The organism is Novosphingobium barchaimii LL02, assembly GCF_001046635.1.
In the GTDB taxonomy this organism is placed as follows: Bacteria; Pseudomonadota; Alphaproteobacteria; order Sphingomonadales; family Sphingomonadaceae; genus Novosphingobium; species Novosphingobium barchaimii.
In genome coordinates this window covers 169,674-195,593 of record NZ_KQ130454.1, presented here as the reverse complement: position 1 = coordinate 195,593, position 25,920 = coordinate 169,674, and the positions used below count along the sequence as shown (strand labels likewise).

The 25,920-nt window shown below is 65.9% G+C and carries 29 protein-coding genes; 17 read left to right on the top strand and 12 right to left on the bottom strand.

Features of this window, described 5'->3' with window-relative positions; translation table 11 throughout:
* Window positions 1-8: 8 nt before the first annotated feature.
* On the top strand, window positions 9-1,001 hold the full coding sequence (locus V474_RS11440) for a bile acid:sodium symporter family protein (RefSeq protein WP_082699751.1): 993 nt from the start codon (window positions 9-11) through the stop codon (window positions 999-1,001).
* 20 nt (window positions 1,002-1,021) lie between these two features.
* Here V474_RS11440 and V474_RS11435 read toward each other — a convergent pair whose 3' ends face one another.
* Complete coding sequence (locus V474_RS11435; protein ID WP_059151631.1) at window positions 1,022-2,248, bottom strand: MFS transporter; 1,227 nt, start codon at window positions 2,246-2,248, stop codon at window positions 1,022-1,024.
* 236 nt (window positions 2,249-2,484) lie between these two features.
* Between V474_RS11435 and V474_RS11430 the strand changes: the two genes are divergently transcribed.
* The 4 genes from V474_RS11430 to V474_RS11415 are packed head-to-tail and all read left to right on the top strand — an operon-like array spanning window position 2,485 to window position 6,639.
* Window positions 2,485-3,015: a Csu type fimbrial protein gene (locus V474_RS11430; protein ID WP_059151630.1), complete on the top strand. Its 531-nt coding sequence runs from the start codon at window positions 2,485-2,487 to the stop codon at window positions 3,013-3,015.
* 37 nt (window positions 3,016-3,052) lie between these two features.
* Complete coding sequence (locus tag V474_RS11425) at window positions 3,053-3,736, top strand: fimbrial biogenesis chaperone (RefSeq protein ID WP_169795062.1); 684 nt, start codon at window positions 3,053-3,055, stop codon at window positions 3,734-3,736.
* Between the two features lie 12 nt (window positions 3,737-3,748).
* Window positions 3,749-6,118 (top strand): fimbria/pilus outer membrane usher protein, encoded by a 2,370-nt coding sequence (locus tag V474_RS11420; RefSeq protein ID WP_059151628.1) that lies wholly within the window; start codon window positions 3,749-3,751, stop codon window positions 6,116-6,118.
* 20 nt (window positions 6,119-6,138) lie between these two features.
* Entirely contained in the window at window positions 6,139-6,639 is a 501-nt protein-coding gene (locus V474_RS11415; protein ID WP_059151627.1) for a Csu type fimbrial protein, read from the top strand.
* Window positions 6,640-6,648: 9 nt separating this feature from the next.
* Here V474_RS11415 and fahA read toward each other — a convergent pair whose 3' ends face one another.
* From fahA to V474_RS11395, 5 genes are all read right to left on the bottom strand, one after another.
* Window positions 6,649-7,965 carry a fumarylacetoacetase gene (gene fahA / locus V474_RS11410; protein ID WP_059152113.1) on the bottom strand — a complete coding sequence of 439 codons (1,317 nt, stop codon included), beginning with the start codon at window positions 7,963-7,965 and terminating at the stop codon, window positions 6,649-6,651.
* Window positions 7,966-8,081: 116 nt separating this feature from the next.
* On the bottom strand, window positions 8,082-8,870 hold the full coding sequence (locus V474_RS11405) for a sulfite exporter TauE/SafE family protein (RefSeq protein WP_059151626.1): 789 nt from the start codon (window positions 8,868-8,870) through the stop codon (window positions 8,082-8,084).
* 163 nt (window positions 8,871-9,033) lie between these two features.
* Window positions 9,034-9,210: a YezD family protein gene (locus tag V474_RS24915; RefSeq protein ID WP_082699750.1), complete on the bottom strand. Its 177-nt coding sequence runs from the start codon at window positions 9,208-9,210 to the stop codon at window positions 9,034-9,036.
* 157 nt (window positions 9,211-9,367) lie between these two features.
* Window positions 9,368-9,829 carry an RrF2 family transcriptional regulator gene (locus tag V474_RS11400; protein WP_059151625.1) on the bottom strand — a complete coding sequence of 154 codons (462 nt, stop codon included), beginning with the start codon at window positions 9,827-9,829 and terminating at the stop codon, window positions 9,368-9,370.
* Window positions 9,830-10,015: 186 nt separating this feature from the next.
* Complete coding sequence (locus V474_RS11395; protein WP_059151624.1) at window positions 10,016-10,759, bottom strand: energy transducer TonB; 744 nt, start codon at window positions 10,757-10,759, stop codon at window positions 10,016-10,018.
* 228 nt (window positions 10,760-10,987) lie between these two features.
* On the opposite strand from V474_RS11395, the gene V474_RS11390 reads away from it, so the two are divergent.
* The 4 genes from V474_RS11390 to V474_RS11375 all read left to right on the top strand — a co-directional run bounded on the left by V474_RS11390 (window position 10,988) and on the right by V474_RS11375 (window position 13,912).
* Entirely contained in the window at window positions 10,988-11,257 is a 270-nt protein-coding gene (locus V474_RS11390) for a GlsB/YeaQ/YmgE family stress response membrane protein (RefSeq protein ID WP_043971158.1), read from the top strand.
* Between the two features lie 102 nt (window positions 11,258-11,359).
* Window positions 11,360-11,635, top strand: a complete 276-nt coding sequence (locus tag V474_RS11385) for a hypothetical protein (protein ID WP_059151623.1) — start codon at window positions 11,360-11,362, stop codon at window positions 11,633-11,635.
* A gap of 312 nt (window positions 11,636-11,947) precedes the next feature.
* The gene (locus V474_RS11380) at window positions 11,948-12,550 is read left to right on the top strand and encodes a superoxide dismutase (protein ID WP_059151622.1); all 603 of its coding nucleotides are present in this window, start codon (window positions 11,948-11,950) and stop codon (window positions 12,548-12,550) included.
* Between the two features lie 177 nt (window positions 12,551-12,727).
* Entirely contained in the window at window positions 12,728-13,912 is a 1,185-nt protein-coding gene (locus tag V474_RS11375; RefSeq protein ID WP_059151621.1) for an MFS transporter, read from the top strand.
* Here V474_RS11375 and V474_RS11370 read toward each other — a convergent pair.
* Both V474_RS11370 and V474_RS25580 read right to left on the bottom strand, forming a co-directional pair.
* The gene (locus V474_RS11370; protein ID WP_059152112.1) at window positions 13,890-14,435 is read right to left on the bottom strand and encodes a sigma-70 family RNA polymerase sigma factor; all 546 of its coding nucleotides are present in this window, start codon (window positions 14,433-14,435) and stop codon (window positions 13,890-13,892) included. The genes V474_RS11375 and V474_RS11370 overlap by 23 nt on opposite strands.
* Window positions 14,428-14,613, bottom strand: a complete 186-nt coding sequence (locus V474_RS25580) for a NepR family anti-sigma factor (RefSeq protein ID WP_148649370.1) — start codon at window positions 14,611-14,613, stop codon at window positions 14,428-14,430. Before V474_RS25580 ends, V474_RS11370 begins: the two co-directional genes overlap by 8 nt.
* A gap of 263 nt (window positions 14,614-14,876) precedes the next feature.
* Here V474_RS25580 and V474_RS11365 point away from each other — a divergent pair, with 263 nt between their 5' ends.
* Window positions 14,877-16,541 (top strand): CHASE domain-containing protein, encoded by a 1,665-nt coding sequence (locus V474_RS11365; RefSeq protein ID WP_059151620.1) that lies wholly within the window; start codon window positions 14,877-14,879, stop codon window positions 16,539-16,541.
* A gap of 81 nt (window positions 16,542-16,622) precedes the next feature.
* Window positions 16,623-16,997, top strand: coding sequence for a hypothetical protein (locus V474_RS11360; protein WP_059151619.1), 375 nt, complete (start codon window positions 16,623-16,625; stop codon window positions 16,995-16,997).
* Window positions 16,998-17,042: 45 nt separating this feature from the next.
* On the opposite strand, the gene V474_RS11355 is transcribed toward V474_RS11360, so the two are convergent.
* Window positions 17,043-17,834 (bottom strand): response regulator, encoded by a 792-nt coding sequence (locus V474_RS11355; protein WP_059151618.1) that lies wholly within the window; start codon window positions 17,832-17,834, stop codon window positions 17,043-17,045.
* A gap of 472 nt (window positions 17,835-18,306) precedes the next feature.
* On the opposite strand from V474_RS11355, the gene V474_RS11350 reads away from it, so the two are divergent.
* Together V474_RS11350 and V474_RS11345 are read left to right on the top strand one after the other, a co-directional pair.
* Window positions 18,307-18,990, top strand: a complete 684-nt coding sequence (locus V474_RS11350; protein WP_148649369.1) for a sigma-70 family RNA polymerase sigma factor — start codon at window positions 18,307-18,309, stop codon at window positions 18,988-18,990.
* Between the two features lie 32 nt (window positions 18,991-19,022).
* Window positions 19,023-19,457 carry a response regulator gene (locus V474_RS11345; protein WP_082699749.1) on the top strand — a complete coding sequence of 145 codons (435 nt, stop codon included), beginning with the start codon at window positions 19,023-19,025 and terminating at the stop codon, window positions 19,455-19,457.
* Between the two features lie 317 nt (window positions 19,458-19,774).
* On the opposite strand, the gene V474_RS11340 is transcribed toward V474_RS11345, so the two are convergent.
* Complete coding sequence (locus tag V474_RS11340) at window positions 19,775-20,239, bottom strand: pyridoxamine 5'-phosphate oxidase family protein (protein WP_059151616.1); 465 nt, start codon at window positions 20,237-20,239, stop codon at window positions 19,775-19,777.
* 133 nt (window positions 20,240-20,372) lie between these two features.
* Window positions 20,373-20,855 (bottom strand): hemerythrin domain-containing protein, encoded by a 483-nt coding sequence (locus V474_RS11335; protein ID WP_059152110.1) that lies wholly within the window; start codon window positions 20,853-20,855, stop codon window positions 20,373-20,375.
* A 136-nt stretch (window positions 20,856-20,991) separates the two neighbouring features.
* Between V474_RS11335 and V474_RS11330 the strand changes: the two genes are divergently transcribed.
* The gene (locus V474_RS11330) at window positions 20,992-21,993 is read left to right on the top strand and encodes a DNA topoisomerase IB (RefSeq protein WP_059151615.1); all 1,002 of its coding nucleotides are present in this window, start codon (window positions 20,992-20,994) and stop codon (window positions 21,991-21,993) included.
* A 10-nt stretch (window positions 21,994-22,003) separates the two neighbouring features.
* Here V474_RS11330 and V474_RS11325 read toward each other — a convergent pair whose 3' ends face one another.
* Window positions 22,004-23,266, bottom strand: coding sequence for an MFS transporter (locus V474_RS11325; RefSeq protein WP_236711212.1), 1,263 nt, complete (start codon window positions 23,264-23,266; stop codon window positions 22,004-22,006).
* Window positions 23,267-23,301: 35 nt separating this feature from the next.
* On the opposite strand from V474_RS11325, the gene V474_RS11320 reads away from it, so the two are divergent.
* The 3 genes from V474_RS11320 to V474_RS11310 all read left to right on the top strand — a co-directional run bounded on the left by V474_RS11320 (window position 23,302) and on the right by V474_RS11310 (window position 25,919).
* Window positions 23,302-23,805: an asparaginase domain-containing protein gene (locus V474_RS11320; protein WP_059151613.1), complete on the top strand. Its 504-nt coding sequence runs from the start codon at window positions 23,302-23,304 to the stop codon at window positions 23,803-23,805.
* A gap of 175 nt (window positions 23,806-23,980) precedes the next feature.
* A complete protein-coding gene (locus tag V474_RS11315; protein WP_236711210.1) occupies window positions 23,981-25,450 on the top strand; it encodes a sensor histidine kinase in 1,470 nt (489 codons plus the stop codon).
* Window positions 25,443-25,919, top strand: coding sequence for a response regulator (locus V474_RS11310; RefSeq protein ID WP_059151612.1), 477 nt, complete (start codon window positions 25,443-25,445; stop codon window positions 25,917-25,919). The genes V474_RS11315 and V474_RS11310 overlap by 8 nt, the downstream gene beginning before the upstream one ends.
* Window position 25,920: the final 1 nt, after the last annotated feature.

Genomic DNA, 25,920 nt, shown 5'->3' with positions numbered 1-25,920 from the left:
TGATACCGATGAAGGCTCTGCTGGCGCGCTTGAACATTGATCCTTACCTGCTGTTGCTGGTCGGCACGGTCGGTCTGGCTTCGGTGCTCCCCGCGCGCGGGATCTGGGCCGATCTCGCGGGCGGCGTGGCCGATGCGGGTATCGCACTGCTGTTCTTCCTGCACGGCGCCAAACTTTCGCGCGAAGCGATCCTCGACGGGGCCAAGGCGTGGAAGCTGCACCTGACGGTGGCGGCGGTGACCTTCGTGCTGTTCCCGATCATCGGTCTGGGCGTTCGCGCGATCCCGGGCCTTGAGCCTTCGCTGGCGACCGGCGTGCTCTATCTGACGCTGCTACCTTCAACCGTGCAGTCCTCGATCGCGTTCACCGCGATTGCCGGGGGCAACGTGGCGGCGGCGGTATGCAGCGCCTCGTTCTCGAACCTGGCGGGCATCTTCATCACCCCGGTGCTGACGGCGCTGCTGATTACCGGCAAGAGCCAGGGTTTCTCGGCCGACCCGATCATCGCCATTGCCTCGCAGCTCTTGCTGCCGTTCCTGGCTGGCCATTTCCTGCGCCCGTGGATCGGCGGGTTCGTGACGCGCAACAAGAAGATGCTCGGCTACGTCGATCGCGGCTCGATCCTGCTGGTGGTCTACACCGCCTTCGGGGCCGCCGTGATCGAGGGATTGTGGCAGAAGGTGACGCTGGGCGAACTGGGCCTGATCGCGCTGCTCTCGCTGGGGGTGCTGGCCGTGGTGATGGTGGCGGCCTCGCTGGCCGGCAAGATGCTGGGCTTCCCGCGTGAGGACCGGATCGTGCTGCTGTTCTGCGGGTCCAAGAAAAGCCTGGCGACGGGCGTGCCGTTGGCCGGGGTACTGTTCCCGGCGGCGCAGGTGGGCGCGATCATCCTGCCGCTGATGTTCTTCCACCAGATCCAGCTGATGGTCTGCGCCGTCCTCGCCCGCAAGTTCGCGGCCGAGAACGAGGCGAACACGGTCGCGGCGGCGGCGGCGCAGTAGACCTCCTCCTTGCGTCATTTTCAGGCTGGCATCGGCTCCGGGGCGACGTCGATCTGCGCGGGGCGGCGCAGCATCAGCAGCAGTAGCGAGCCGATCAGTACCGTTGTCCCGGTGATGACAAGGAACGTGTTGAAGCTGCCGGTGCGGGCCAGCGTCAGGCTGAGCAGCATCGCTCCCGATGCGGCCGCCATCGAGCATACGCCCGTCAGCAGCCCCAGAACGCTGGAATAGATGCCGGAACGGAAATGCCGCGCGACGAGATAGGCCAGGATGTCGCCCTCTGCGCCCACAGCGAAGCCCAGGCTGAAGATGGCGGCGGTGACCACCGCGGGCGCATCGTAGCTTGTCGCCAGCACGTATAGCCCGATGCCCGGCAGTCCCAGCGTGAAGAAGGAGACCACGTTCGGCGCGAAACGGTCAAGGGCGACGCCGGTGATGAAGCGGCCCAGCAACATGCCCAGCGCCAGCGCGGTGAACATGATCGAGGCGCCTTCGGCGGTCACGCCGTTGTCGAGCGCCAGCATCTTGAGCTGCACCAGGATCAACGTCAGCGGCAGGTTGCACAGGTACATCGCGGCGAAGAGAATCCAGAATGCGGGCTCGCGGAAGACTTCGGGATAGTCGTCGCGGGCGCGGCGCTTGGGGGTGAGGACGGCCAGCGCATGGTCGCGTCCGGTGGAGGGGATCAGCAGGAACGTCACGATCCCGGCGATCGCCACGAAGGCCGCCAGTGCGCGGTATGTCGCCGCCCAACCGTTGGCCTCTACGAATTCGTTGAGTATCGGCCCGCCCACGGCGCTGAACAGTGCCGGTCCGCAGGCGACGATCGCCAGAGCAAGCCCGCGTGCATGGATGACGTGCTGCACCACCAGCCGGGTATAGACGGTGGCGGTGGTGGTCACGCAGACTATGCTCTGGAAGATGAAGACGGCCAGATAGATCCCAAACGAACCGCCGTTCAGGCTATAGGCGAGGAAGGCCAGCGGCATGGCGACAATGCCGATCAGTGCCGTGAGCTTCACCCCCAGCACATCGGCGAGGCGCCCGATGAAGGGCATCGCCAACGCCGTCAGCAGGCCCAATGTGCCGACCATGGCGAAGTCCGCCTTCGACCAGCCGGCATCGGCGACGAGCGTGGGCGCGATGGCGCTGGTGACCGTCCCGATGATCGACATGCCCGTGGCCATGCCCAGGGTAGCGGCCAGCAGCGGGCGCCACGCGGCCGCGATTTCCGATAGATAGCGCAAGGTGTCGTCTCTCCCGGGAAGTGCGTCTCCCTTGGTGCGGACGTTGCCAGTTGCGCACGCGCGGCAAAAGCGCGGTGCCGCCAGACACGGGGGGTTTCACGGCAAGGCAGGCCCGAAATCGCCGGAGCGTTGCGGGCGGACCTGCCCGGCCCTGATGAATGCTTGCACGCCGCTTACGGGGAACACCGGGGGGCAGGTTTGAAGGCTGCGCAAGGACCGTTTGGTAAACGTCGGGCATGAGCAATGTTCACCACACCTGCACGGCTCCGGCCTGCCTTCGCCGCCTTGTCGCCGGGCTTGTCCTGGCCGCGGGTTTCGCCCTCGCTCCCCAGGCCGCGCTGGCGGCAACTGCTACCGACACGATCGCGGTGACGGCGACGGTTCAGGCCACCTGCACTGTCGCGGCCAGCCCGCTTGCCTTCGGGACCTACAACCCGATCTCCTCGGCCAATGTCGATGCATCGACCACGCTCAACGTGACCTGCACCCAGGGCACGGCTTACAATGTCGGCCTCAGCGCCGGTGCCGGCACGGGGGCCACCACCGCCGTGCGCAAGCTGACCAGCAGCGGTCACACGCTCAACTATGCGCTCTATCAGGACACCACCCGCGCCACCAACTGGGGCAACACCATCGGCACCGACACGGTGACCGGCACGGCCGGGACCACCGCTACCGCCTATACCGTCTACGGCCGCATTCCCGGCAGCCAGAACACCACCGCCGGCGCTTATACCGACTCCGTCACCGTGACGGTCACCTATTGAGATGCCCGTCCAGCGCGCATCTGGACTGACCGCGGCCGTGCTCGCGCTCGTTGCCTTGTTCGGCGCGCTTGGCGCCGCACCTGCGCGGGCCGGTGCGCTCAGCGTCATGCCCGTGCGCGTCGATGTGGCCCCAGGCCGCCGTTTCTGCTCGCTGACACTGGGCAACAGTTCCGATCAGCCGGTGACGGTGCAGATCCGCGGCTATGCCTGGAGCCGCGACGAAAGCGGCGCCGACATCCTCGACCCCGACACCGGTTTCGTCATCAACCCCGCCATTGCCGCGATCGCGCCGGGCGCTACCCGGCTGGTGCGGTGCAGCCTGCCTGCCGACGTTTCGGCAAACCCGGCCGAACGGCAGTGGCGCCTGATCGTCGACCAGCTTCCCGATCCCGCTTTCGACGTGCCCGGCACCGTGCAGACGCTGCTGCGCATATCGATCCCGGTATTCCGCGTGGGCGACAAGGCCGCGCCGCATCTGACCGCCTCATTGTCCGGCAACGCGCTGCGACTTGCCAATTCGGGCACTGCCCACGTCAAGGTGCTGGCCGTCACTCTGAAAGGGGCAGGCGGCGAGGCAGCGACTACCGAGCGCGCCTTCTACCTGCTGGCGGGCGGCGCGCAGGTGATGCCGGTGGAGCGCCTGCCGGCCGGCGGCGTCTCGGCCGTGCATGTGCGCGCTGACGAGGGTGAATTCGACATCGCTCTCGATCCCGCGAAATAATGGACCCGGCCGGTGCCGCTCGCGCCCCGTCATCTGAGGGCCGCCCTGGCGGCAGCCATCGCCCTGCCTGTGGTCGTGGGCATTGGCGCGGGATGCGGGTCGGCGCAGGAAGCGCCAGGCGCGCCGGGGCTGCCGATACCGGTCGGCGTGGTGGTCAACGGGCAGGCGATGGCGGAGCCAGGCCTGCTGCTGGTGCATGAGGGCCGCCTGCTGGCGCGGCGCAGCGATCTGGAGGCATGGGGCCTGACCGGCAGGGCGTTTACGCCCGCGCAGGTTCTCGAAGGCGAAAGCTATGTCTCGCTCGACGGGGTGAAGGGTCTCGTCGCCCGTCTCGACACCGATGGCGGCATCCTGCGCGTGGACGCCGATGCCGCGCTGTTTCCGCGCCTTGTCGTCGATGCCGATCGCCGCCGGGTGCCGGTTGCTCCCGCCGTACCCGCGCAGTTCGTGGACTACGACCTTACCGTCTCCAACTGGAGCGGCAAGACGCAGTTGACGGGGCTTGTCGATGCCGGTTTCTCGGGCGCCTGGGGCGTTGCCGATTCCAGCTTCCTGGTGGACAGCGGCAACCGGGGCGTGGTGCGCCTCGACACGGCGCTTCGCCGCGATTTACCGGAGCGGCGCATGCGGTTGGTGCTGGGCGACACCGTGGGCCGGGGCGCGCCGTGGAGCCGCCCGGTCCGCTATGGCGGCGTGTTCCTCGGCACTGACTTTTCGCTCGACCCGCAGGCGATCAACTTCCCGCTGCCGGTCATCTCGGGCAGCGCGCTGACACCGTCGACGGTCGAACTGCTTTCCCAAAGTTCGCGCCAGTCGCTGGGTGTCGGGCCGGGGACGTTCGATCTCGCCCTGCAACCGCGCCTGACGGGCGCCGGGCAGGTGACGATGAGCGTGCGCGATCTGGCGGGCAACACCCGGCAGGTGACGCGCAGCTTCTATGCCAGCCCCAACCTGCTGCGGCCCGGGCTAAATGAATTCGCGCTCGAGGCGGGGGCGCTGCGCAAGGACTACGGCTTTGGCAGCTTCGCCTACGGGCCGCTGTTCGCCGCTTCCGGTCTGCGCCGGGGCTTGACCAATACGCTGACGGTGGAAGGCCGCGTCGAAGTCAGCCAGGCCACGCGCATGGCCGGGGTGGGCGGGGCCATGGTCATCGAGCCGCTGGGCGAAGTCTCGCTTTCAGGCGCGGTTTCGCAAGGAAGCGCGGGCACCGGCACCCTCATCCGCGCGCAGGCCCAGCGCATCACCGCTGCCTATACGCTGAGCGCCAGCTACGAGCACGCCGATGCCCGGTTTCGGCAAGTGGGCGAGGCGCGGCAGAACGGCGGCGGACGCAGCGAACTGGCAGTGGCGGGCGGCCTGTCGCTGGGCTGGGCGGGCAACATCAACGCCAGCTATGCGCGGCTGCGCCAGGACATCGGCGGGGAAGCACCCAGCCGTTTCGATCTTGCCTCGGCCTACTATTCCACGAACCTGCGCGGCGGCTACCTGGCGGTCGGCGTCCAGTACACCGCGCGCGGCAGCGAGCCACGCCGGAACGGGCGGGCCGGCCGTGGCAGCCGGGACCTGGGCTTTTTCGGCTCGCTCACCGTGCCGCTGGGACCGCGCCGCCGTGTCAGCGCCATCACCGAACAGGGCCGCGCCGCGCTGGCTTACGACCAGAGCCTGCCCGACGACAGCGGCATGGGTCTGCGCGCGCTGGCCGGGGTGGATCAAGGCTCGGCCTGGGTGGAGGGCGGGGTGTCCTATCGCACCGGGGCCGGTGACCTGCGAATCGACGCGGCGCAGCGGCGGGGCCAGCAGGGCGTGCAGGCCCACGCGCGCGGCGGCCTGCTGCGCGTGGACGGCACGCTTCTGGCCACCCCGCACATCGATCAGGGTTTTGCCCTGGTCGATGTGGACAGCGACACGCCGGTCACCGTGCTGGTGGAGAACCGCGCGCGCGCCGGCAAGGCGCAGACGGGGCGGCGGGTGATCGTCACCGGCCTGCAACCCTATGCCGAAAACCACATCGGCGTGGACCCGGCCGACATGCCCGTTGACGAAGGCCTCGATGCAGCGGCGCAGGTCGTTGTGCCCGGCTGGCGGCAGGCGGTGCGGGTGTCCTTCGGCGGCGCGGCAGATCAGGGCGCGCGGCTGCGACTGGTCGACAGCCACGGCGACCCCCTCCGTATCGGATCGAGATTCGCCTGGGCCGGGGGCGTCGGTGTCGTAGGCTACGACGGCGAAGTCTGGATCGACGCCTATGTCGGCGGCGCCGCGCTGCGCGTGTCCGGCCCGGCGGGCTTTTGCCGCGCGATTATTCCCGAACTGTCGGGAGAGGCGCGACTTACGGCCACTACGCCGACCGCCTGCGTGTCCGATACCGAATGGGTGCAGAAATGACAGTAGAAGGACACAAGGTCATGAGCCGTGCCGCCCTGGTCCGTTCCGTGCTGGTTTTCGGCGGGCTGGCCGGCGGGCTTGTCCCTCCCGCGCCGGCCTCGGCGGCGGGCTGCATCGTGTGCATTTGCAGCGTTTCAGCGACCGACCTGAGTTTCGGCGCGTACAATCCGGGCAGTACCAGTCCGGCGGCCGCCACCGCGACGGTGAATGCGAGCTGCATCTCGGTCAGCGTGCCGATGACCGCCACGGTCGACCTGGGGCTGAGCGCGGGCACGTCCACCACGGCGGCGGCGCGGCAGATGGCCAACGGCACCGCGCGGCTGGGTTACAACATCTATCAGGACAACGGCTACGCCGCGATCTGGGGCAACGGCAGTAATGGCGGGACGGTACAGACGATGACGATCAACAACCTGCTCATTTTCAACACATCGAAGACGGCCTATGGGCGCATACCTGCGGGACAATACGTGAAGGCCGGCGTCTACGCCGATTCGATCGTGGTGACCTTCACGTTCTGAAGCATCAAGTCAGGCCGTGCGCGCCGCTTCGACGATGCCGGTGCAGGCCCCGAAGCCGATCGCGCGGAAACCTTCCGCCTCGAAGCGGCCGGACAGTGCCAGTTCGTCGCCGTCCTCCAGAAAGGCACGGGTCTCGCCGGTGGGCAGCGTCAGCCGCTTCGCGCCGCCGCGAGTGATCTCCATCAGGCTGCCCTGCGAATCCTCGCTCGGGCCAGAAAGGGTGCCGGTGCCCAGCAGGTCGCCGCTCTGCAAGGCGCAGCCGTTGGATGCATGGTGCGCCACCATCTGCGCGATGGTCCAGTACATCGCATCTGCCGAACCGTGGCTAAGGCGCAGCGGTGTCAGCCCCTGTTCGCGCATCGCCGCGCTCGACAGATGGACCTCAAGGTTCAGTGCGAAAGAGCCTGCGGCCTGGTCGGCCTCGTCCCACAGGTAGGGCAGGGGCCGGGGGTCGCCCTCGGGGCGGGGGGGCTGCGCCTGCCGGAAAGGGGCGAGCGCCTCCATAGTCACCAGCCATGGAGAGACGGTGGTGAGGAAATTCTTCGCCAGGAACGGGCCGAGCGGCTGGTACTCCCAGGCCTGCACGTCGCGCGCGGACCAGTCGTTGAGCAGGGTGAGCCCGGCTATGTGGTCCTGCGCACCGGCAATCGGGATCGGCGATCCCTGCGCGTTGCCGGTTGCCAGCCAGACCCCCAGCTCCAGCTCATAGTCCAGCCGCGCGGCGGGGCCGAAGGTGGGCTCCTGCGCATCGGGCGCCTTGGTCTGGCCAAGCGGGCGGACCACTGGCGTACCGCTGGGCCGCACGGTGGAAGCACGGCCATGATAGCCGATGGGCACGTGCTTGTAGTTGGGCAGCAGCGGATTGTCGGGACGGAACAGGCTGCCCACCGTCGTGGCATGGTGAATGCCGACGTAGAAATCGGTGTAGTCACCGATCCGGGCGGGCAGGTGCATGGTGGCGTCAGCCATCTTGACCAGTAGCGGTTCGACGCGACTGCGCTGCGCCGCGTCATGCGAAAGCAGGGCGGATACCGCGCGGCGCAGCGCCCGGCGCGGGGCCGCTCCCAGTTCCAGCACGGCGTTCAGCGTGGGGGCGCTTGCCGCCTCGGCAGCCGTGAGGGCCTCGCCCGAGAGCAGGCCGCCGCGGGCGAGGGCGGCAAGGTCGAGGATCGCATCGCCGATCGCCACGCCGCCGCGCGGGGCCCCGCCGGCGCGCGAGAAGATGCCCAGCGGCAGGTTCTGAATCGGGAAGTCGCCGCCGGCATTGGCGCCTTCCACCCAAGAAAGGCGCTGCGCGTCGTGGGTCTCGTCGATGTGGGGGGGCATCGGCATATCGTCCTCTCCTCTCCGCTTCGAGGCGGCTGGACGCCGGATTGCCGCAGAGCCACCGGTCTTGCAACGGCTATCGCGAGGCGAAGCTGACCGGCGTCAGAATATAGGCTTTAGAATATGGGCCACGCCTTCCACACGCTGAACGCGCTGGTTGCGATCAGCACGATGGATACGGCCGTCAGCAGCACCCGCGGCTTCATGCGCTTGGCGAACAGGGCGCCGAAGGGGGCGGCCACGACGCCGCCGATGATGAGGCCGACCGTTGCCGAAGTGAAGGCGGAAAGCCCGATCGCGGCGATGAACGCGGTCGAGATCGAAGCGGTGAGGAGGAATTCGGCGGTGTTGACGGTGCCGATGGTCTTGGCCGGTTCTCCGCCTTGTACCAGCAGGTTGGAGGTGACCACCGGGCCCCAGCCGCCGCCGCCCGCCGCGTCCAGGAAGCCGCCCGCCAGCGCCAGCGGTGCAGTGAAACGGGGGTCTTCGAAGCTGGGTTTGCGCATGCGAATGGCGCGAAACAGCAAGTACACGCCGATGCCCGCCAGATAGATCATGACGAAAGGCTTGGCGACCGAGGCGTCGATGCTGGAAAGCAGGTAGGCGCCGGTCACACCGCCGACGATGCCGGTCGGCACCAGTCGCCAGAACAGGCCCCAGTTCACGTTGCGATGCCAGATATGGCTCAGGCCGGAAGTGCCGGTGGTGAACAGCTCGACCAGATGGACGCTGGCCGAAGCGGCGGCCGGGGCAACGCCCACGACGCTGACCAGCAGGGTCTGCGTGATCACGCCGAAGGCCATGCCCAGCGCACCGTCGACGATCTGTGCGGCAAAGCCGATGGCGATGAAGGGGGCGATCTCGGCCAGGTGAGCTGGCAGGTCTGCCATCAGCGAATCGAGCATTGAAATTCCTCCCGTGGCGGGGTTGGAGCAGTTCAGGGGAGTTCGCGCTAGCCGGGGCGCTGCGAAGCTGCGCGGGGACAGGCCGAGCAATCCGGGGTAAGCAAGGTCGGGGCGGCGGGGTCGTTCGGTGGACCGATGTACCCAGCAGCCGGAACGTACGCCTTCAGGTGTTGAAGCGGCGGCGCTCTGTCACGTCGACCTGCATCAGCTTGCCGTCGTGCACGGTCAGCTGGATAACGCCGAAGCGCAGGCGCTGCAGCGCCTCGATCACGTGCTGAACACCTTCGTTGAGCAGCGGATGGTCAGCGGCTGGCGCTTCGGTGGGGTTGGCAATTCGCATGGACATCTCCTCTCGCATCGCGGGGCAGCGTTCCGCCGCGATGGCCCCGCGCGGAGGCCATGCGCCTTCCCTATTCTCAATCTAATAAGTTGACAATGGGGTTGCCGCAGTAGCTTTGCTTTCATGGCCCAAAGCACCGCGCCGCGCGGCGGGACGATCAGCCCGGCTGCACGTCGTCCGCCGCTTCCAGTCCCGAGGCTGCCGGAACCAGTTCGATCGGGTCGGCCAGCGTGATCCCGTCCAGCAGCGTGGCAGTGGCATCGCGCAGCTGGAGCATCAGGGCGCGGGTGCGGCAGTCCTTTTCCTCGACGCAGTTCTTGCAGGTTTCGTGCGCGAAGCGACTGGCGCAGGGCACCAGCGCCAAAGAGCCGCGCATGACCCGGATGAGATCGCCATACGTGATGTCGATCGCGGGGACGCCCAGCCAATAGCCCCCGTCCTTGCCGCGCTGCGAGGCGACGATGCCAAAGCGCGACAGCTCCGAAAGGATGACGGTGAGGAACTTTGCCGGGATGTTCTGACTCTCGGCGATGTCGGTCAGGGGTATCGGTCCCTGGCCGTGCTTGTCCGCGAGGTGCTGCATGGCCCGGATCGCATAACGTGTTTTCTGCGACAGCATCGGAGCAATTCTCGCAAGGACTTGAAGGGCACACTTGCTCTACTTGACGCGGCTGCGTCAACCCGTCTTGCCGGGCGCCGGGATGGAGGAGAGGCGGCAACGGTGGATTACTGACTCAACGCCGCTGCCGGTGATCGGGTTTCAGGGCGGGGCAGGGGCGGAATTCTCACGGGGCGCAGGGACAGGCTATGGTTCGTCCTCAGGGTCGAAATACCACCCGTGTGTCTCCACCATGATGGCGGGAACCGGGTCGCCCCGGGAATTGCGGGAAGGCCGGAAGCGAAAGCGCTCGGTGATCAGCGCGCAGGTTGTCGCATCCAGCTGCGTCCGTCCGCTGGAGACGAGGATACGGCAATCGCTTACCCGCCCGTCGACACCGATGCGATAGCGCAGCTTCAGTTCTCCGCCGGCTTTGGTTTCGCGCAGGTCCTTGGGCAGGTCCGAGAAGTGGAGGCGGCCACGGATTTGTATTGGCCGGGTGAGGGTGTCGTCGTCGCCATCCCCGTCGCCGTTTCCGCCCCCGCCATCACCGTCTCCGATACCGCCCGCGCCTTGTCCTGGGCCGGGCCGGTCGGATGCGCCGCTCTGTGCGGCGGCGCCAATCCCGGCACGCGGCGCGGTCACAACCGGCGGAGGCACGATCAGCGGCGGCAAGCGCGCAGGAGGGGCGACGATCTGTGTCGCCTTGTTGCGCAAGTTGGCGGGTGAGGGACGGCCCTTGGCGGCGGTGGAGTGCGCCTTGGCCGGCGTCTCGGGGCGGCGTGGTTCCTTGGGCGGGTCGCGCAGCGGCAGGATTGCGGCGAGGGCCTCGCGCCGTTCCTGCGCGGTCATGCGCGCGGCAAGGCCGGCAACAAGCGCGGCTAGCCCTCCCGCCACGATCAGCAGCGAAGCAAGCGCCGAAAGTATGCGCTGCCGGGCGGACGTATACACTTTTCGCGTCTCCTCGCAGGGGACAACCCAGAAAGCGCGCGGTTGGTTTCGTCGGGCAGCGACCACGGCTCCGGCGATTGGGGCCCGCACGGCGTGCCCGCTCTCCTGTTTGGGGCGATGGCGCGGCCTGATTGACGGCAGTTGCGACGAACCGAATTCAACACCTGCGGAACCATGACGAAAGCTGGCCGTTTAATGGATCAGCAACACCAATTCGGAGACGGTACAATGACCCTTCTTCTCATCCTCATCGTTGGCGGCATCATTGGTTGGCTGGCTTCGATCCTGATGCGCACCGATGCTCAGCAGGGCATCTTCCTGAATATCGTCGTCGGCATTGTCGGCGCGCTGATCGCCGGCTTCATCATCACTCCGCTCATCGGCGGCGCTCCCATCACCAGCGGCGCGTTCGACATCATGTCGCTCTTCGCTTCGTTCCTGGGTGCGGTTGTCCTGCTGGCGATCGTCAACCTCTTCCGTCGCGGCTCGGTTCGTTAAGCCACGCGGCCGGGGCCCGGTAACCGGGCTCCGCGCGGAGGCCGGCGCGTCCTCCCGACAATACGCGCCATGTCGAGTAACAGAGGGAAAGGAATTTTCGCCATGAAGTCCATTACTACGTCGCGTCTTGCAATGATTGCCATCGCTTCTGCTTCGCTGGGCCTTGCAGCCTGCAACAGCCCGCAGCAGGAGGCCACTGAAAAGGCCGCTGACGCCGTCGAGGCGCAGTCCGACGCGGCAGCCGATGCGATGGAAGACCAGGCCGCGATGACCAGCGGTACGCCTTCGGAAGCGCTCGAGAACCAGGCTGACGCGGTCGAAAATGCCGGCGATGCAAAGTCCGATGCCATGAAGGACGCTGCTTCCAAGCAGAACTAACGGCCGAATCAACGGTCTTATCGAACGGTGCCCTACCCCCTTGCAGGGTGCCGGCGGTAAAGGGAGAGGATGGCGGCAACCCCGCCATCCTTTTTCGTTTCAGGGCATTGTTTCTCAGTGGGAGCAGCAGGCGCTGCATGCCGGACGAGCGTTCGCGGACGATAAAATCGCCGCGAAATCAAAATGCCACTATTGCACGCTTGAATTGTTGCGCTGCACGACAGAAATAGGCCCTGCACGCATTTTTCGCGTTCGATGCCCTCGTCATCGGCGCAGCCAAGCCTTCGCAACCCTGATAACAGGAACCATGACATGACCATTGCCCTGATGCCGCTGCCCTATGCCCAGGACGCACTCGAGCCGCACATTTCCGCCAAGACGCTGGAAATCCACCACGGCGCTCATCACAAGACCTACGTCGACAAGCTGAACGCCGCCATCGAAGGCACGGACGAAGCCGGCAAGACCGTCGAGGAAATCACCAAGTCGGCTTCGGGCCCCAAGTTCAACAATGCGGCCCAGATCTGGAACCATGGCTTCTACTGGCACTCGATGAGCCCCGAGAAGACCGAGCCCAGCGAGAGCCTGGCCACCGCCATCACCAACGATTTCGGCTCGATGGATGCGCTGCTCGAGGCGCTCTCGAACGAGGCGGTGAACCACTTCGCCAGCGGCTGGGCGTGGCTCGTCGTCGATGCCGGCAAGCTCAAGGTCATCTCGACCCATGACGCCGGCTGCCCGCTGACCAGCGACGTGGTGCCGCTGCTCACCGTCGACGTGTGGGAGCACGCCTACTACATCGACCAGATGAACAAGCGTCCGGCCTACGTGAAGGCTGTCCTGGAGAACCTCCTGAACTGGAAGTTCGCTTCGGACAACTTCGACCGTGGCACGGCCTGGACCTACCCCGCGTAAGTCCAGCCGCCTTACGGCATACGAAGCCCCCGTTTTCCGTGAAGGGAAGCGGGGGTTTTGTTTTTTGGGACGCGCAGGATCCGTTCCGCCGCGACAGGCCTTGCCTGCAGTTCTGGAACTCTTGACCTCATCCTTTCGCACCTGCGACAAGGCGCGCTTTGCAAGGGGGGGCTTATCGTGAATCGCGGGTGGATCACGCTGGGGATGGTGGTAGGCGGAACCATCGTCGGCCTGATGGGGACCGATCTGGTATTGCCTGCGGTTCCGCGCCTGCCCGAAGCGCTGGGCGGTGATCCATCGCGCGCGCAGTTGGTGCTGGCGGCCTATGTCGGTGGATCTTGCATCGGCCTGCTCGGCTTCGGCGCGCTGGGTGACCGGGTTTCCACCGCGCGGCTGTTCATCGGTTCGCTGCTGGCGACGGCGCTGCTTTCGCTCGCCTGCGCGCTGGCGACCAGTATCGAGGGGTTGATCGCGTTGCGAACGGTGCAGGGCGTCGTCGCGGCCGGGCCGGCGGTCTTCGCGCCGGGCGTGGTCAAGGCGATGTTCGACGAAACCCGGGCGGTGAGGGCCATCGGCTTTCTTGCCAGCATTGAATCGCTCGCCCCCGCATTGGCCCCGATCGCCGGCGCTGGACTGCTCGCGCTGGGGGGGTGGACCTTGAGCTTCGAAGTCATGGCCGGCGCCGCGGTGATGGTCGCCGCCCTGCTGGCGCTGACCGGCGGGGTTCCCCAGGTCAGCCGGCGGGGCAAGGGCAGTTTCGCGGCGCTGGTGAAGGACCCGGTGTTCCTGCGCTATGCGGTCAGCCATGCCTGTGTGCTGGGCGGGCTGCTGGTCTTCGTTTTCGGGATGCCCACCGTCTTCGTGCGCGTCCATGGGGGCACCCTGGCCGACTTCATCATCATGCAGCTATGCGGCATCTCGACATTCATCGTCGCCGCCAATGCCTCGTCCGGCCTTGTCGCGCGGCTGGGGGCGGAGCGGGTGCTGAACATCGGGACGGGCATGGCCGCCGTCGCCGCGCTGGGGCAGTTCGCCTATGCGCTCGCCGGCGGGACGTCGGCGCTGGTGATTACGGCGCTGTTCGTGCCGGTCAATACCGGGCTGGGCCTGCGCGGGCCGCCGGGGTTCTTCCGCGCGATGATGGCCAGCCACGGCGACGACGCGCGGGGCAGCGCCCTCGTCATCCTGTTCCTGCTGGCGGCGGCGGCGCTGGGGACGGCGCTTGTTTCACCCTGGATCGAGCGCGGCACCGTGCCGGTGGCAGGCGCCGCGCTCATTTTTCACGTGATATCGGTACTGTGCCTCTTCGCGCTGCCTCAGCTGCGCGAAGAAGGAAAGCTCAACCCGTCTTGCGCTTCTTGATGTCGAGCGCGTCGAGTTCGCCTTCCAGCATCCGGGCCAGATCGGCGCGGGCACGGGCGACGCGGCTTTTCATCGTTCCAATCGGGCAACCCGCGATTTCCGCGGCTTCCTCATAACTGAAGCCGGAAGCGCCAACCAGAAGCACTGCCTCACGCCGTTCAGGCGCGAGTTTCTGGAGCGCCACTTCCATGTCGCCCAGGTGCAGCGGGCCTTCCTGGTCAGGCTCCATGACCAGCATGCGCTCGGCCACGCCCTCGTCCAGGTCGGTCTGGCGCCGCGAGCGCCGCAGTTCGGAAAGGTAGTGGTTACGCAGGATCGCGAAGGTCCAGGCCCGCATGTTGGTGCCGGCCTGATACCGCTCCCGCGCGGTCCAGGCCTTGATTGCGGCTTCTTGTACGAGGTCGTCGGCAAAATCCGGGCGACCGGACAGGCCGCGGGCAAATGCGCGGAGGTGAGGCAGGACTGAGAGCAGTTCCAGGCGAAATCCCTCGTCGGCGGGGGAAGCCTTGATCCGCTCAGGCATCGCCTGGATCATCCAGCTTCTTCAGGAGGTCCTTGAAGCTGTCCGGCAGCGGTTCCTCCACGACGGAGTTATACAGCTTCCTCAACCCCCCGGCCCAGCCGGGTTCACCGTCTCTGCGGACTTCCGGCGGCAGGCCCGGCACCCTGCCGGGATCACCACGTCCATTGGGCTGACTCAACACGAACTCCCTTTCACCGAAGCACACTTGCTGTGAGACCGGGGTACGGTCAAGCCCGGTGCGCTATCTCGCTTTGGGGCACAAGGGCCGGGGGCGGGCGCTGCTCGGATTTCGTCTTCCTGCAAGCCGGACAGACGTCGTTTGATCATTGGAACAATCCACGTCGAGCATGGTTCCCCTGAGCATAATCTGTGGCATAGCACGATTCTCGTTGCGGTCACTTTTGACCGCAGCGCGGAATCTGGAGTACAGGAAGTTGCTGGGTGATTGACCAGGCTCTGCTCGACAGGGTGCAGAAGCAGGCGTGGTTCCACAAGTATCCGCGTGGCTGGCCGTTTCTGCTGTTCCTCATTGCGAGTATCACCACGGCCGTCTCGGTCATGGCGATCGAACGTGCTGACAAAGTGACCCGCGCGGTCGAACTGGACCGCAACCTCACCGAAATTTCCTCTGCCCTTCAGCGCCGCGTGACCGAGAACATCGCCCTGCTGCGCGCTGGCAGCGCCCTGTTCGCCACGCAGGATCAGGTTTCGGAGGAGCAGTTCTCCGAATTCTCGCAGGACCTGCAGGGCGACGGCACGCTCTATGGCTCGCTCGGCATGGGCTGGGCGCCGGTGATCCGTGCCGACCGCATTGCCTCGTTCGAAGTCGATCTGAAGACGGCGGGTAATCGCCCCGGTTTCACGATCGACCCGCGGCCCGGCGCCGGTCAGGGCATCGTGACCCCGATCGTCTATCTCGAACCGCAGTCGGCGCCCAATCGCCAAGCGCAGGGTTACGACATGTTTTCGGACCCGGCTCGCCGCAAGGCGATGGAACGGGCGATCGCCGGCCGCGCGCCGGCTGCCACGGGCCTGCTTCACCTGGTGCAGGACCGTGGCAGCTCGCGCGCGGCGGGCTTTCTCATCTATATGCCGGTTTTCGAGGATCGGGGCAGGGGCCGCATGGTCAAGGGCTTCGTGTTCAGCCCGTTCCGCGCCCAGGCGTTCCTGACCTCGGCCAGCGAGCTCTACCGCAACGACAGCATCGACCTTGCGATCTACGACGATCACGTCGCGTCCGAGACGCTGATGGCCGAACAGCGCGCCGACGGTGTGTCCGGTCCCAGCATAGAGCGGCGGATCGACGTGGCCGGACAGTTGTGGGTAGTGCAGGTGAGCGACCGCAAGGCCGGCGCTCTTTCCGCCTTGTCGCGCATCACACTGTTCTTCGGGGCGATCGCCTCGCTGATGGTCATGGCGATCGGGCGGCTCATCACCAAGCGCGCGGCAGAGGACCGGATCGTGCTGGAATGGCTGACCAGCCAGGCATCCATCCGCAATTCGCTGACGCGCGAGTTGAACCACCGGGTCAAGAACACCCTGGCCAACGTGTTGTCGATCGCCGCGCTGACCCGCCGCCGCTCGACCGGGATAGACGATTTCACGGAAAGTCTTACCGCCCGCATCCGCGCACTTTCGGCAACGCACGATCTGCTCTCGCAGTCCGACTGGGGCAATGCCGCTCTGGGCGACATCGTCCGCTCCGAACTGGCACCCTACATGGAAGGGCACGAAAGCCACGTCGCGATGTCCGGCCCGGCGATCAAGCTGGCACCCAACGATGCGATGTCCTTGGGTCTGGCGATCCACGAACTGGCGACCAATGCCGCCAAGTACGGAGCGCTCAGCACGATAGAGGGGCGCATCCACGTCAACTGGGTGCTGCTCTCGCCGGAACTGGCGGAGATCCACTGGCGCGAAGAAGGCGGCCCGACCGTCACCGAGCCGAAGAAGCGCGGCTTCGGACGCGATCTGATCGAAAAGATCGTCGCCCATGAACTCAAGTCCGAAGTGGACCTGAAGTTCAACCCCGGCGGCGTCGAATGCCGGCTCAAGGTTCCGGTGCGCGCCTCGCGCGAGTTTGTTCTGCGCAACGAGCGGCGCTGAACGCCGGCTGGCGGGCCGGCGTTATCGTTTGTTTAAGTCAAACTGCACTATTCGTCCCTCGTCACCATGACGGGGGGAAGTATGGACGCGCGCAGTTGGAGCCGGCACATCGTCGAGAAGGAAGTTCCCTGCATTATCGGGGAAATAGCGGTTCCGGCGTTTCTTTACGATCTTTGCGCCGGTGGCTGCATGGTCGAACTGGGCGATTCGCGCAGCGTCGTCGGCCAGCGGGTGGTCATCGACCTTTATCAACTGGAGACGGCCTGCGGGGAAGCCGTGTGGCAGTCGGGCTGCTGCGTGGGCGTGCGGTTCGACGTGCCCGTTCACGACGCCGTGGTCCGCCATATCGGCTTCACGCCGCCGATCCTGCCTTTCGAGAAACAGGCCCCGCGCGATCGCTTCGGCCGTGTGCTGCCCCCGCTTGCGGCGGGGGATCAGCGCCAACTGGGCCTGTAAGCCCGGCTGTGGAAACACACCCCCGCCGAAGCGGGGGCGTGGCGATCAGGCTACCGACCGGCTTGAATTGAAGAACAGCGCCTGGCTGATCGAAGCGCGCACGGTTGCTTCCTGGAAAGGCTTGGTCACCAGGTAGGTCGGCTCGGGCCGCTCCCCGGTGAGGAGGCGTTCCGGGTAGGCGGTGATGAAGATTACCGGCACGTCGCCGAACTTGAGCAGGTCTTCAACCGCGTCGATGCCCGAGCTGCCGTCTGCAAGCTGGATATCCGCAAGCACGAGGCCGGCTGGATGGCGCGAGAAGATTTCGACCGCCTGGGCATGGGTGGCAGCGGTGCCGACCACGGTATGGCCCAGATCGGTGACGAGGCCTTCGAGCTGCATGGAGATGAGCGGCTCGTCCTCGATGATGAGAACCTGCGTCGCGCTTTCACCCTCGATTTCGAGGATGGCCTGGCTGACCAGGGCATCGATTTGCCCGACCGAGAGATCGAGGATCTGCGCGGTTTCCTCGCGCGAGAATTCCTCGACGGTGGTCAAAAGCAGGGCCTGACGGTGCGTTGGCGCGATCGTGGAGAGGCGCTCCTGCGCAGCCTGTTCGTGCAGGCCGGCGCCGCCCATGCTGGGCTCCTCGACATGGCTTGTCGCCCAGATGCGGGTGAAGGCGCCGTAAAGCGCCGCGCGGCTGTGCGCGATCGCTTCGCGCAGCGAGCGGTCGGCAAGCGCCGCTTCGAGCGTTGCGCGTACATAAGCGTCGCCCGATTGCTGCGAACCCGTCAAGGCGCGTGCGTAGCGCCGCAAGTAGGGCAGCTGTATGGCGATCTGATCAGAAACGGACATTCATGTTCCTCAGGCCTTTTTGGGAAGTCATTCCCGATTGCACGTCGTTGGGCGCCCCTTGCGCCTGTGGGCCAATGTCATTTGTCTGACTCCGCAGCACAGATAGGGCAACCGGAAAATTTTTTACGGTAGACCGCTTTTTCGGGAACCAACCGCGGGGTGTCACGTTCCCTCATTGTCATCACCGGCTCCCCCACCCCCCCGCAACCGGTGATGACCCGATCCCGAGGCCTTCGTTTACCGACATGGTGGACGGAGGCCTCAAAGTTTCTGGGCCGCGCTTGTTCCGGCCGGGGTGTGAAAAAACTTTCTTCGATCCTGCTGGAAATGCTGCAAAGCCTGCTGTTGCGGGGTTTGAGAAGAAACAGTCGTGGGTTTCCTGAACATGCGTGCAGGTAAATGTCACATTTCGGGAACCAATTTCGATCCGGTGACGTTTGATTTCCGACAGGTTTCTATGGAGGGTAACGCCATGTCGGCAACGATCGAAGCAAACGTCGAGGCAGAGCAGCCTGAGACGGTGGCGGCTGAAATCAAGGTCGCGCTTAACGACCGCGACTTCAAGCGCGCACTGGCTGACGTGGCCCCTCACCTTCGTGCATTCGCTCGTGGCCTTTGCGGCTGCCGCGACCGCGCAGACGATCTTGCGCAGGAAGCCATGCTGCGCGCATGGGCCGCGCGTGAGCGTTATGCCGCGGGCACCAACTTCAAGGCATGGACCTTCACGATCCTGCGCAACCACTTCTACTCCGAAGCCCGCCGTGCCCGCTTCCATGGCGAGTACGACGAACTGGCTGCAGAGCGTATCCTGCGGGCGGAAGCCAGCCAGGAAAGCGCGGTCGAACTGGCCGATGTCCTGCGGGCACTGACCGCCATTCCCGCAAGCTACCGTGAAGCGCTGGTGCTCGTCGCCGCCGGCAATCTCTCTTACGAGGAAATCGCCGATATCTGCGGCATCGCACTGGGCACCGTGAAGAGCCGCATCTGCCGCGCCCGCGCGATGCTGTCCAAGATCATCGAATCCGGCCAGCTCCCCGACTTCCGCCACAACTTCGTCCTCACCGGCGATGCGATCGACGCTTTCTTCGGCGAACTTCTTAAGGTTGCCAACGTCGACCCCAAGATGGTGCAGAGCCGCAGTCTGCTGGCTGCCTGACGGCCGGATTTCGAAACAAGGAATATTGTACCTTGGGTACGAAAATCCCGGCCCCAGGTAAAATCCTCATAGTCGAGGACGAGTTTCTGGTTGCCCTTCAGTTGGAAGACATTCTTGCCGATGGCGGTCACTCCGTCCTCGGCACCTTCCCTGATATGGCTTCGCTGGGTTTACTGGGCGATGTGCCGGATGTGGCGCTCGTCGATCTCAACTTGCGCGACGGGCTTACGGGCCCGGCCATCGCCCGCGACCTTTCCGGTCGTTACGGTGCCCGCGTCATTTATGTCACCGCCAATCCCGGCCAGATAGACACGCCTGCGCCCACCGCTGTCGGCATCGTCCAGAAGCCGTTCACCCGCCAGGCAATCCTCGCGGCGATTTCCTATGCCTTGTCCGGTTGCCCCGATGCCGTCCGCCCGGACGAGCTGGAGCCGCTGTGCCAGATAAAGACCCGTATTTGCGATTAGGAGAGGGGCCGCAAGAGCCCGGGCCCGTAACCATAAAGACATGGGGCCTGAGAAAGAGGGTAAGGGGACGAAGCAATTGGTCTCCAGATGCCTGCAATACTATGACGCCGTCGCAGTTTCTGCGGCGGCGTTTATTGTTTGAGAGATCGTTTGAGAATGGGCTGGTGCAGCATTCAAAATGCCATCTCCTGCGCATTTTGAAACGGGCTCTCAGCGCCGGAAATATCGTCGGTCCCGAACCGGACGAGGGGGACGTGGAAAGGGCGCGATGACCGAAGCCACCGCGCCCCCGCTGCTCACGCAGGTCCGAGAGGGTGTCAGACCGCGCCGAGCGCGTGTTCGCCGGCGTCCTGCCCGTGAATGGGCTTGCCGGTCAAAAGCTTGAAGACGTCCTTGATGCCCATGTCCGCGGTCCAGACTTCGCCGTCCTGGATGTCGAAGCGCAGCATCACGACCGAAGGATCGGTCTTGCCATTGGGGAACCAGGCCTCGACGGCATTGTTCCAGTGCTTGTCGCGCAGGGCGGGATCGGTTTCCTCCACGATCGTGCCGTCGATGCAGGCGAATACGTCATGGCCCTTGGTCATGACCTGGCCCATCGCCTTGCCGCCGGGGGCGATACGGTTGTCCCGCTTGGCGAAGAACCAGACAGCGTGATGCGCTTCCTTGTCGAGTTGGGCGGTCATCGGTTCAGCATGCCCGGGGGCGCCGTCCAGCTTGATCATGATGAAGGGGCTGGTCTGGAACGACTTCCAGAAAGTCTCGCGAATGTCCTTGTCCATGGCGGTATCCTCTATTGCTGTTTGATTTATAAACGCACCGCAAGCGCTGCGTGTTCCCCCAAAAGAGAAGGGCCTCCCCGGCGTCTGTCGCTGGGAAGGCCCGACTGGTCTATCGATTGACCGGAAGGCCGAATTATTCGCGCGCGTCGCCCGGCAGTTCCTTTTCGGCGGCGGCGAGTTCCTTGGGCTTGCGCTCCTCGAACGTGGCGGCGAGCTTCTTTTCCGTCTGTGCCGACAGGGCCTTTTCGGCAGACGGGAACATGTCTTCCTCCTCCTCGTCGATGTGGTGAAGGTAACGGTGGCGCAGGTCCTTGAACTTCATCAGCCATGCGGACGAACCCATGTCGATTTCAAACAGCTCGCCAAGGTAATCGTCGATTTCCTTATGCTCGGATACCGAGTGGCGCGCTTCGTCGCGCAGGTCCGGGTTGCCAAGCATGGTGGAATAGAGCGATTCCTCCTCAGCGGCGGCGTGGGCCTGCAGTTCCTTGCGCAGCGCTTCGAACAACTTGCGGCGCTCCTCGCTGTCGCCCTGGGTCTCGCCCAACTCGGCGAGCATCTTGCGGTGCTTGTCGTGGTCGGCCTTGAGTTCCTCGAAGATCGTGAGGTCTGCCATGGTTGCGGTCCTGTAATTGCTGTTTCGTTGCTCAAGGAACGGCCCGATCGGCATCCGGTTTCCGGCAAAGATGACAACTTCGCAGCGCTTCGCGCGTTTAACTGAGGCAAGGGACTGAACGGAAAGCGGAATTCTCATGGCGCGTCTTAAATTCGCCGATGACACGGTGCCGGGGATCACCCGCAGGCAGGTGCGCGGCAACAAGTGGGCCTACTGGAGCCCCGACGAAGAGCGGATCACCGACCGGGACGAGATCGACCGGCTCAATGCGATCGCCCTGCCGCCGGCTTATGCGAACTGCTGGTTTTCACCCGAACCCCACGTCCACCTGCTGGCGACCGGCTTCGACGCGCGCGGACGCAAGCAGTACCGCTATCACCCCGACTGGCGCGAGGCGCGCGAGGCGATGAAGTTCGAGCTGTGCCCGCGTTTCGGCGAGGCGCTTCCGGCCTTGCGTGAGCGGGTGGAGGGCGACCTCAAAGCCCGCAAGCTGGGCCGCGACCGGGCCATTGCCTCGGTGATCGCGCTGCTGGATACCGGCGCGATCCGGGTCGGCAACGAGTGTTATGCCAAGGCCAACAAGAGCTTCGGCGCCACCACCTTGCGCAGCCGCCATGCGAAGATCGAGCGCGGCACCCTGCTGCTGCGCTTCAAGGGCAAGTCGGGCAAGCTGCAGGAGATCGCCTGTGACGATCCCTCGCTGGTGCGCTGCGTGCGCAAGATGCAGGACCTGCCCGGCCAGCACCTGTTTCAGTATCTGGACGAGGATGGCACGCCGGTCCCCGTGCACAGCCACGACGTCAACGAATACCTGGCCGAGACGATGGGCGTCACCGAACAGGGCGAACACTTCACCGCCAAGCATTTTCGCACCTGGGCGGCGAGCACGCTGGCCTTCACCGCGCTGTGGGAGCAGCCTGGCGTTTCGCTGCGCACCCTGCTGGACGAGGTATCGCAGTGTCTGGGCAATACTCCGGCGATCGCGCGCAAGTCCTACGTCCACCCGGCGGTGATCGCGGCGGCGAAGGGCGATGACGGTGCGGGCACGATGCCCGAGCGCCTTCCGCGCCGCACCCGCTGGATGAGCCGCGAGGAGCGCGGGCTGCTGGAATTCCTGAAGGCCGCGGATTGCGGGTGATGGCCAAGGCCTAACCGGGGCGGCGATAGGGGCCGAGTGTTGCGATCAGCGCCAGCACCCCCACCAGCGCCGCGCCCGAGCAGGCAAGGGCGAGGTCGGCGTTTCCGGTCACGTCGACGGACCAGCCGAACAGCGGCGGGCCGAAAGCGGCGCCCAGGCTGAACAGACCCAGGATCAGGCCATATGTGGCGCCGTAATTTTCCAGCGCGGCATAGCGGCTGGTGAAATAGGCCAGCATGTCGACTTCCGCCCCGGCAGCAAGGCCCAGCAGCAGGGCGGCGGGAATGGCGGGCCCGTGGAAATACAGCACCGCGCAGGCGATCACCGGCGAGGTGAGGAACAGGCAAGCGACGCGCGGGGCGTGGAAACGGTCGAAAAGCCAGCCGACCACCGCGCGCGAGACCACCACGGCAGCGCCGATGAACGCGGCGACGCCGGCGGCGCGGGCGGGGGCAATGCCCCGGTCGACCAGCATCGGCACGAGATGGACGATCAGCGCGGCGACGATCACGCCGAGCAGGAAACCGATCGCGGCGATCTTCACGGTGGCGCCGGTAATCTCGGTGCGGCCGCGTTCGCTGGCCAGCCGAAGCGGGCGCCGCGCAGTCTCGCCGCGTCCCGTCAGCAGGCTCACAGGAATGCCGACAGCGGCCACGACAGCGGCGATCACCAGCAGTCCGGTGCGCCACCCTTGCGCGGCGATGACAGGGCCAAGCAGCGCGGGGGCCAGCATCGCGGCCATGCCCGTGCCCATCAGCATCAGCCCCAATGCAAAACCGCGCCCGGAATCGAAGCGCAGCGAGACCACGCGCGCCCAGATCGCCGGGGTGGTGCCGCAGCCGGCCAGCGAGACCAGCAGCCACAATGTGTACCATGCCGTCAGCGAAGGCCCGGTCTGTGCCAGCGCCAGGAACGCCACTGGCGTCGCGATGTAGCTGGCGATGGCGATGCGGCGGTTGCCGAAGCGGTCCGCCAGCCGCCCGATAAGGGGGGCGGACAGGAAGATGCCCAGTTGCTGGAACGTCGCCGCGCCCGAAACCTGCGCGCGGGTCCAGCCGAATTCGGCCTGGAGCGGGGTGACGAACAGGCCCAGCGAATAGAAACCCACGCCCATCATGCCCACGCCGATGGCCAGCGCGGCGGCCAGCACGGTGGGCCAGTCGGAGGCGAGTTCGGCGCGCGCGTCGGCGGAGGAATGGCTCATGCCGCCATGCTGGCACGGCGCGGCGGCCGGGGCACGGGGCTTGCCCCCGCAAGATCGCAGAGCGGTCATTGCCCGCGACGCCCTTCCGGCGCTAAAGGAAGGCCATGACTTCATCCGCGCCCCTTCCCGCCATCCTCGTCGTCACCACCGGCGGCACGATCGACAAGCAGTACTTCGACGCGCTCAGCGAATACCAGATCGTCGAAAGCGTGATCGGCGAACTGCTCGAAACCGCGCGCGTGGCGCATCCTTTCCGCATCCTTGAACTGCTGCGCAAGGACAGCCTGGAGCTGACCGACGAGGACCGGGCGCTGATCGCGGCGACCATCGCCGATGCGCCTGAAACGCTGGTCGTCATCACGCACGGCACCGATACCATGACGCAGACCGCCGCCGCGCTCGCCCATATCGAGGGCAAGACGGTGGTGCTGTGCGGCGCGCTTGCCCCGGCGCGCTTTGCGCGAAGCGATGCCGCCTTCAACCTCGGCATGGCCTTTGCCACCTGCCAGGCCGCGCGGCCCGGTGTGTGGATCACCATGAGCGGTTCGGTGTTCGACGGGCTGAAGGTGCGCAAGGACCGCGAGGCGGGAAAATTCCTGCCGCTTTAACGTCCGGCTGGCTGCCTTTAACCATTACAATCGTTGCGATTGCTGGCGTCTAGGGGGGCATCCCTAGATGTTGTTTGTGCGATCGATAACCCTGCGCCTGTAGCTCTTTGCAGCAACAGGTGCCGGTTTCGCGTCTCCCTTCGCGTCACGGCCCTCCTTCGCGAAGGCAGGACACTTGACGCTGGCAGTGCACATCAAGCCCGATATCCAGGCCCCGCTCGTTCATGCGCCGATCGGCGCGATGATCGTCGATGCGGCGGGGGTCATCGCCTGGGCCAATGCCGCCTGCGCCACGCTGCTGGCGGAGCCCGACCCGGAAAGCCTGCGCAACGGCCTGCTCTTCGTCATGTTCGGCGAGGATGACGCCGAGATGCTGCGCCAGATGTTCGAGGTGTTCTTCGGCGCCCCGATCGGGCAGCGCGATGCCTGGACCCGCAAGTTCACCCTTCACGCCGCCGACGGTTCGCGTCCGGCGACCTCGCTCACCCTGACCCCGATCGCGGGGGAGGACGAGGGCCGGGCGGTCATCTACTTGCGCAACACCACCCGCGAACTCACCGCAGAGCGCCGCTTCACCCAGATGTTCGAGACCCTGCCGCTGGGCCTCGTGGTGGTGGACGGCAAGGGGCGCATCGCCCAGGCCAATGCGATGCTGGCAACGCAATTCGGCTATCAGGTGGTCGACATGATCGGCCAGCCGCTGAACATGCTGCTGCCGGAACGCTACCGTGATGCCCATGCCCATCAGTTGGCCGGCTACCGGGACGCGCCTGAATCGCGGGCGATGGCGGCGGGCCGCGACCTTACCGGGCTGCATCGCTCTGGCAGCGAATTCCCCGTCGAAGTCGCGCTGGCCCGTTTCGAGAACCCCGGGCAGCCGTTGTTCATGGCCATCGTCAGCGACATCACTCACCGCAAGCGAGCCGAAACGGCGCTGCAGCAGACAAATGCGCAGCTTGAGGAGTTCACTTACGTCGCCAGCCACGACCTGCGCTCGCCGCTGCGGGGCATCGGCGATCTGGTCACCTGGATTCGCGAAGACCTCGACGAGACTTTCGGCGTCGATGCGCTGCCTGAAAGCGTGCGGCACAATTTCGATCGCATCACCCAGCGCATCGCGCGGTGCGAGCAGATGATCGACGATCTTCTCAGCTATGCCCGCGCCGGGGTGCGCGATCCGCAGATGCATTCCATCGACCCGCGCGAACTGGTCGAGGAAGCGCTGGTGATGAGCCGCATTCCGGACAGCTTCACGGTCGACGTGGAGATCGCCGGAGAGCACCTGATGGCCCCGCGCGCACCGCTGTCCACCTCGCTGCGCAATCTCATCTCCAATGCAGTGAAGCACCACGGCGGAGAAAGCGGCCGCATCCGCATCGCCATGCGCGAGGAGGGCCGCTTCTCGGTCTTCACCGTCGAGGATGACGGGCAGGGCATCCCGCCCGGCAACGAGGAGCGCATTTTCAAGCTGTTTCACCGGGCCTCGCCCGGCACCGATGGCGACGGGGTGGGCCTCGCCTTCACCCGGCGCATGATCAATGCTCACGGCGGCGTCGTCTCCGTTCAGGGCAACGGCCCGCTGGGCGGCGCCACGTTCGAAGTCCACTGGCCCCGTATCCTGCTGAGGGAAAACGACGATGAATGAATTCGGCCCTATACCCAGCGAATGCGACGTCCTTGGCGCGCGCCATGGCCTGGGTGACTGTACGGTGCTGCTGGTCGATGATGACGATGTGGCGATAGAGGGGGTGCTGCGCTCGTTCCGCAAGCACCTGGTGCCTTGCCGCACCGTGACCGCCGGGGACGGCGGCGAGGCGCTGAAGATCCTGCGCGGCCGCCATCCCAGCAAGCACATCGACACCCCGGTCATCGTGCTGCTGGACCTCAACATGCCGGGCATGGACGGCTTCCAGTTCCTTGACGTGATCCGGGCCGACATCGCGCTGCGCCGTACCGTGGTGTTCGTGCTGTCCACTTCGGCGCGCGATCAGGACCGCTGCCGCGCTTATGACGGGCACGTCGCCGGTTACATGGTTAAGTCCAGCGTGGGCCCGCAGTTCGCCCGCCTGGCCGACTTCATCGGGCAGTACGCCCGAACGCAGCATCTGCCGTGAG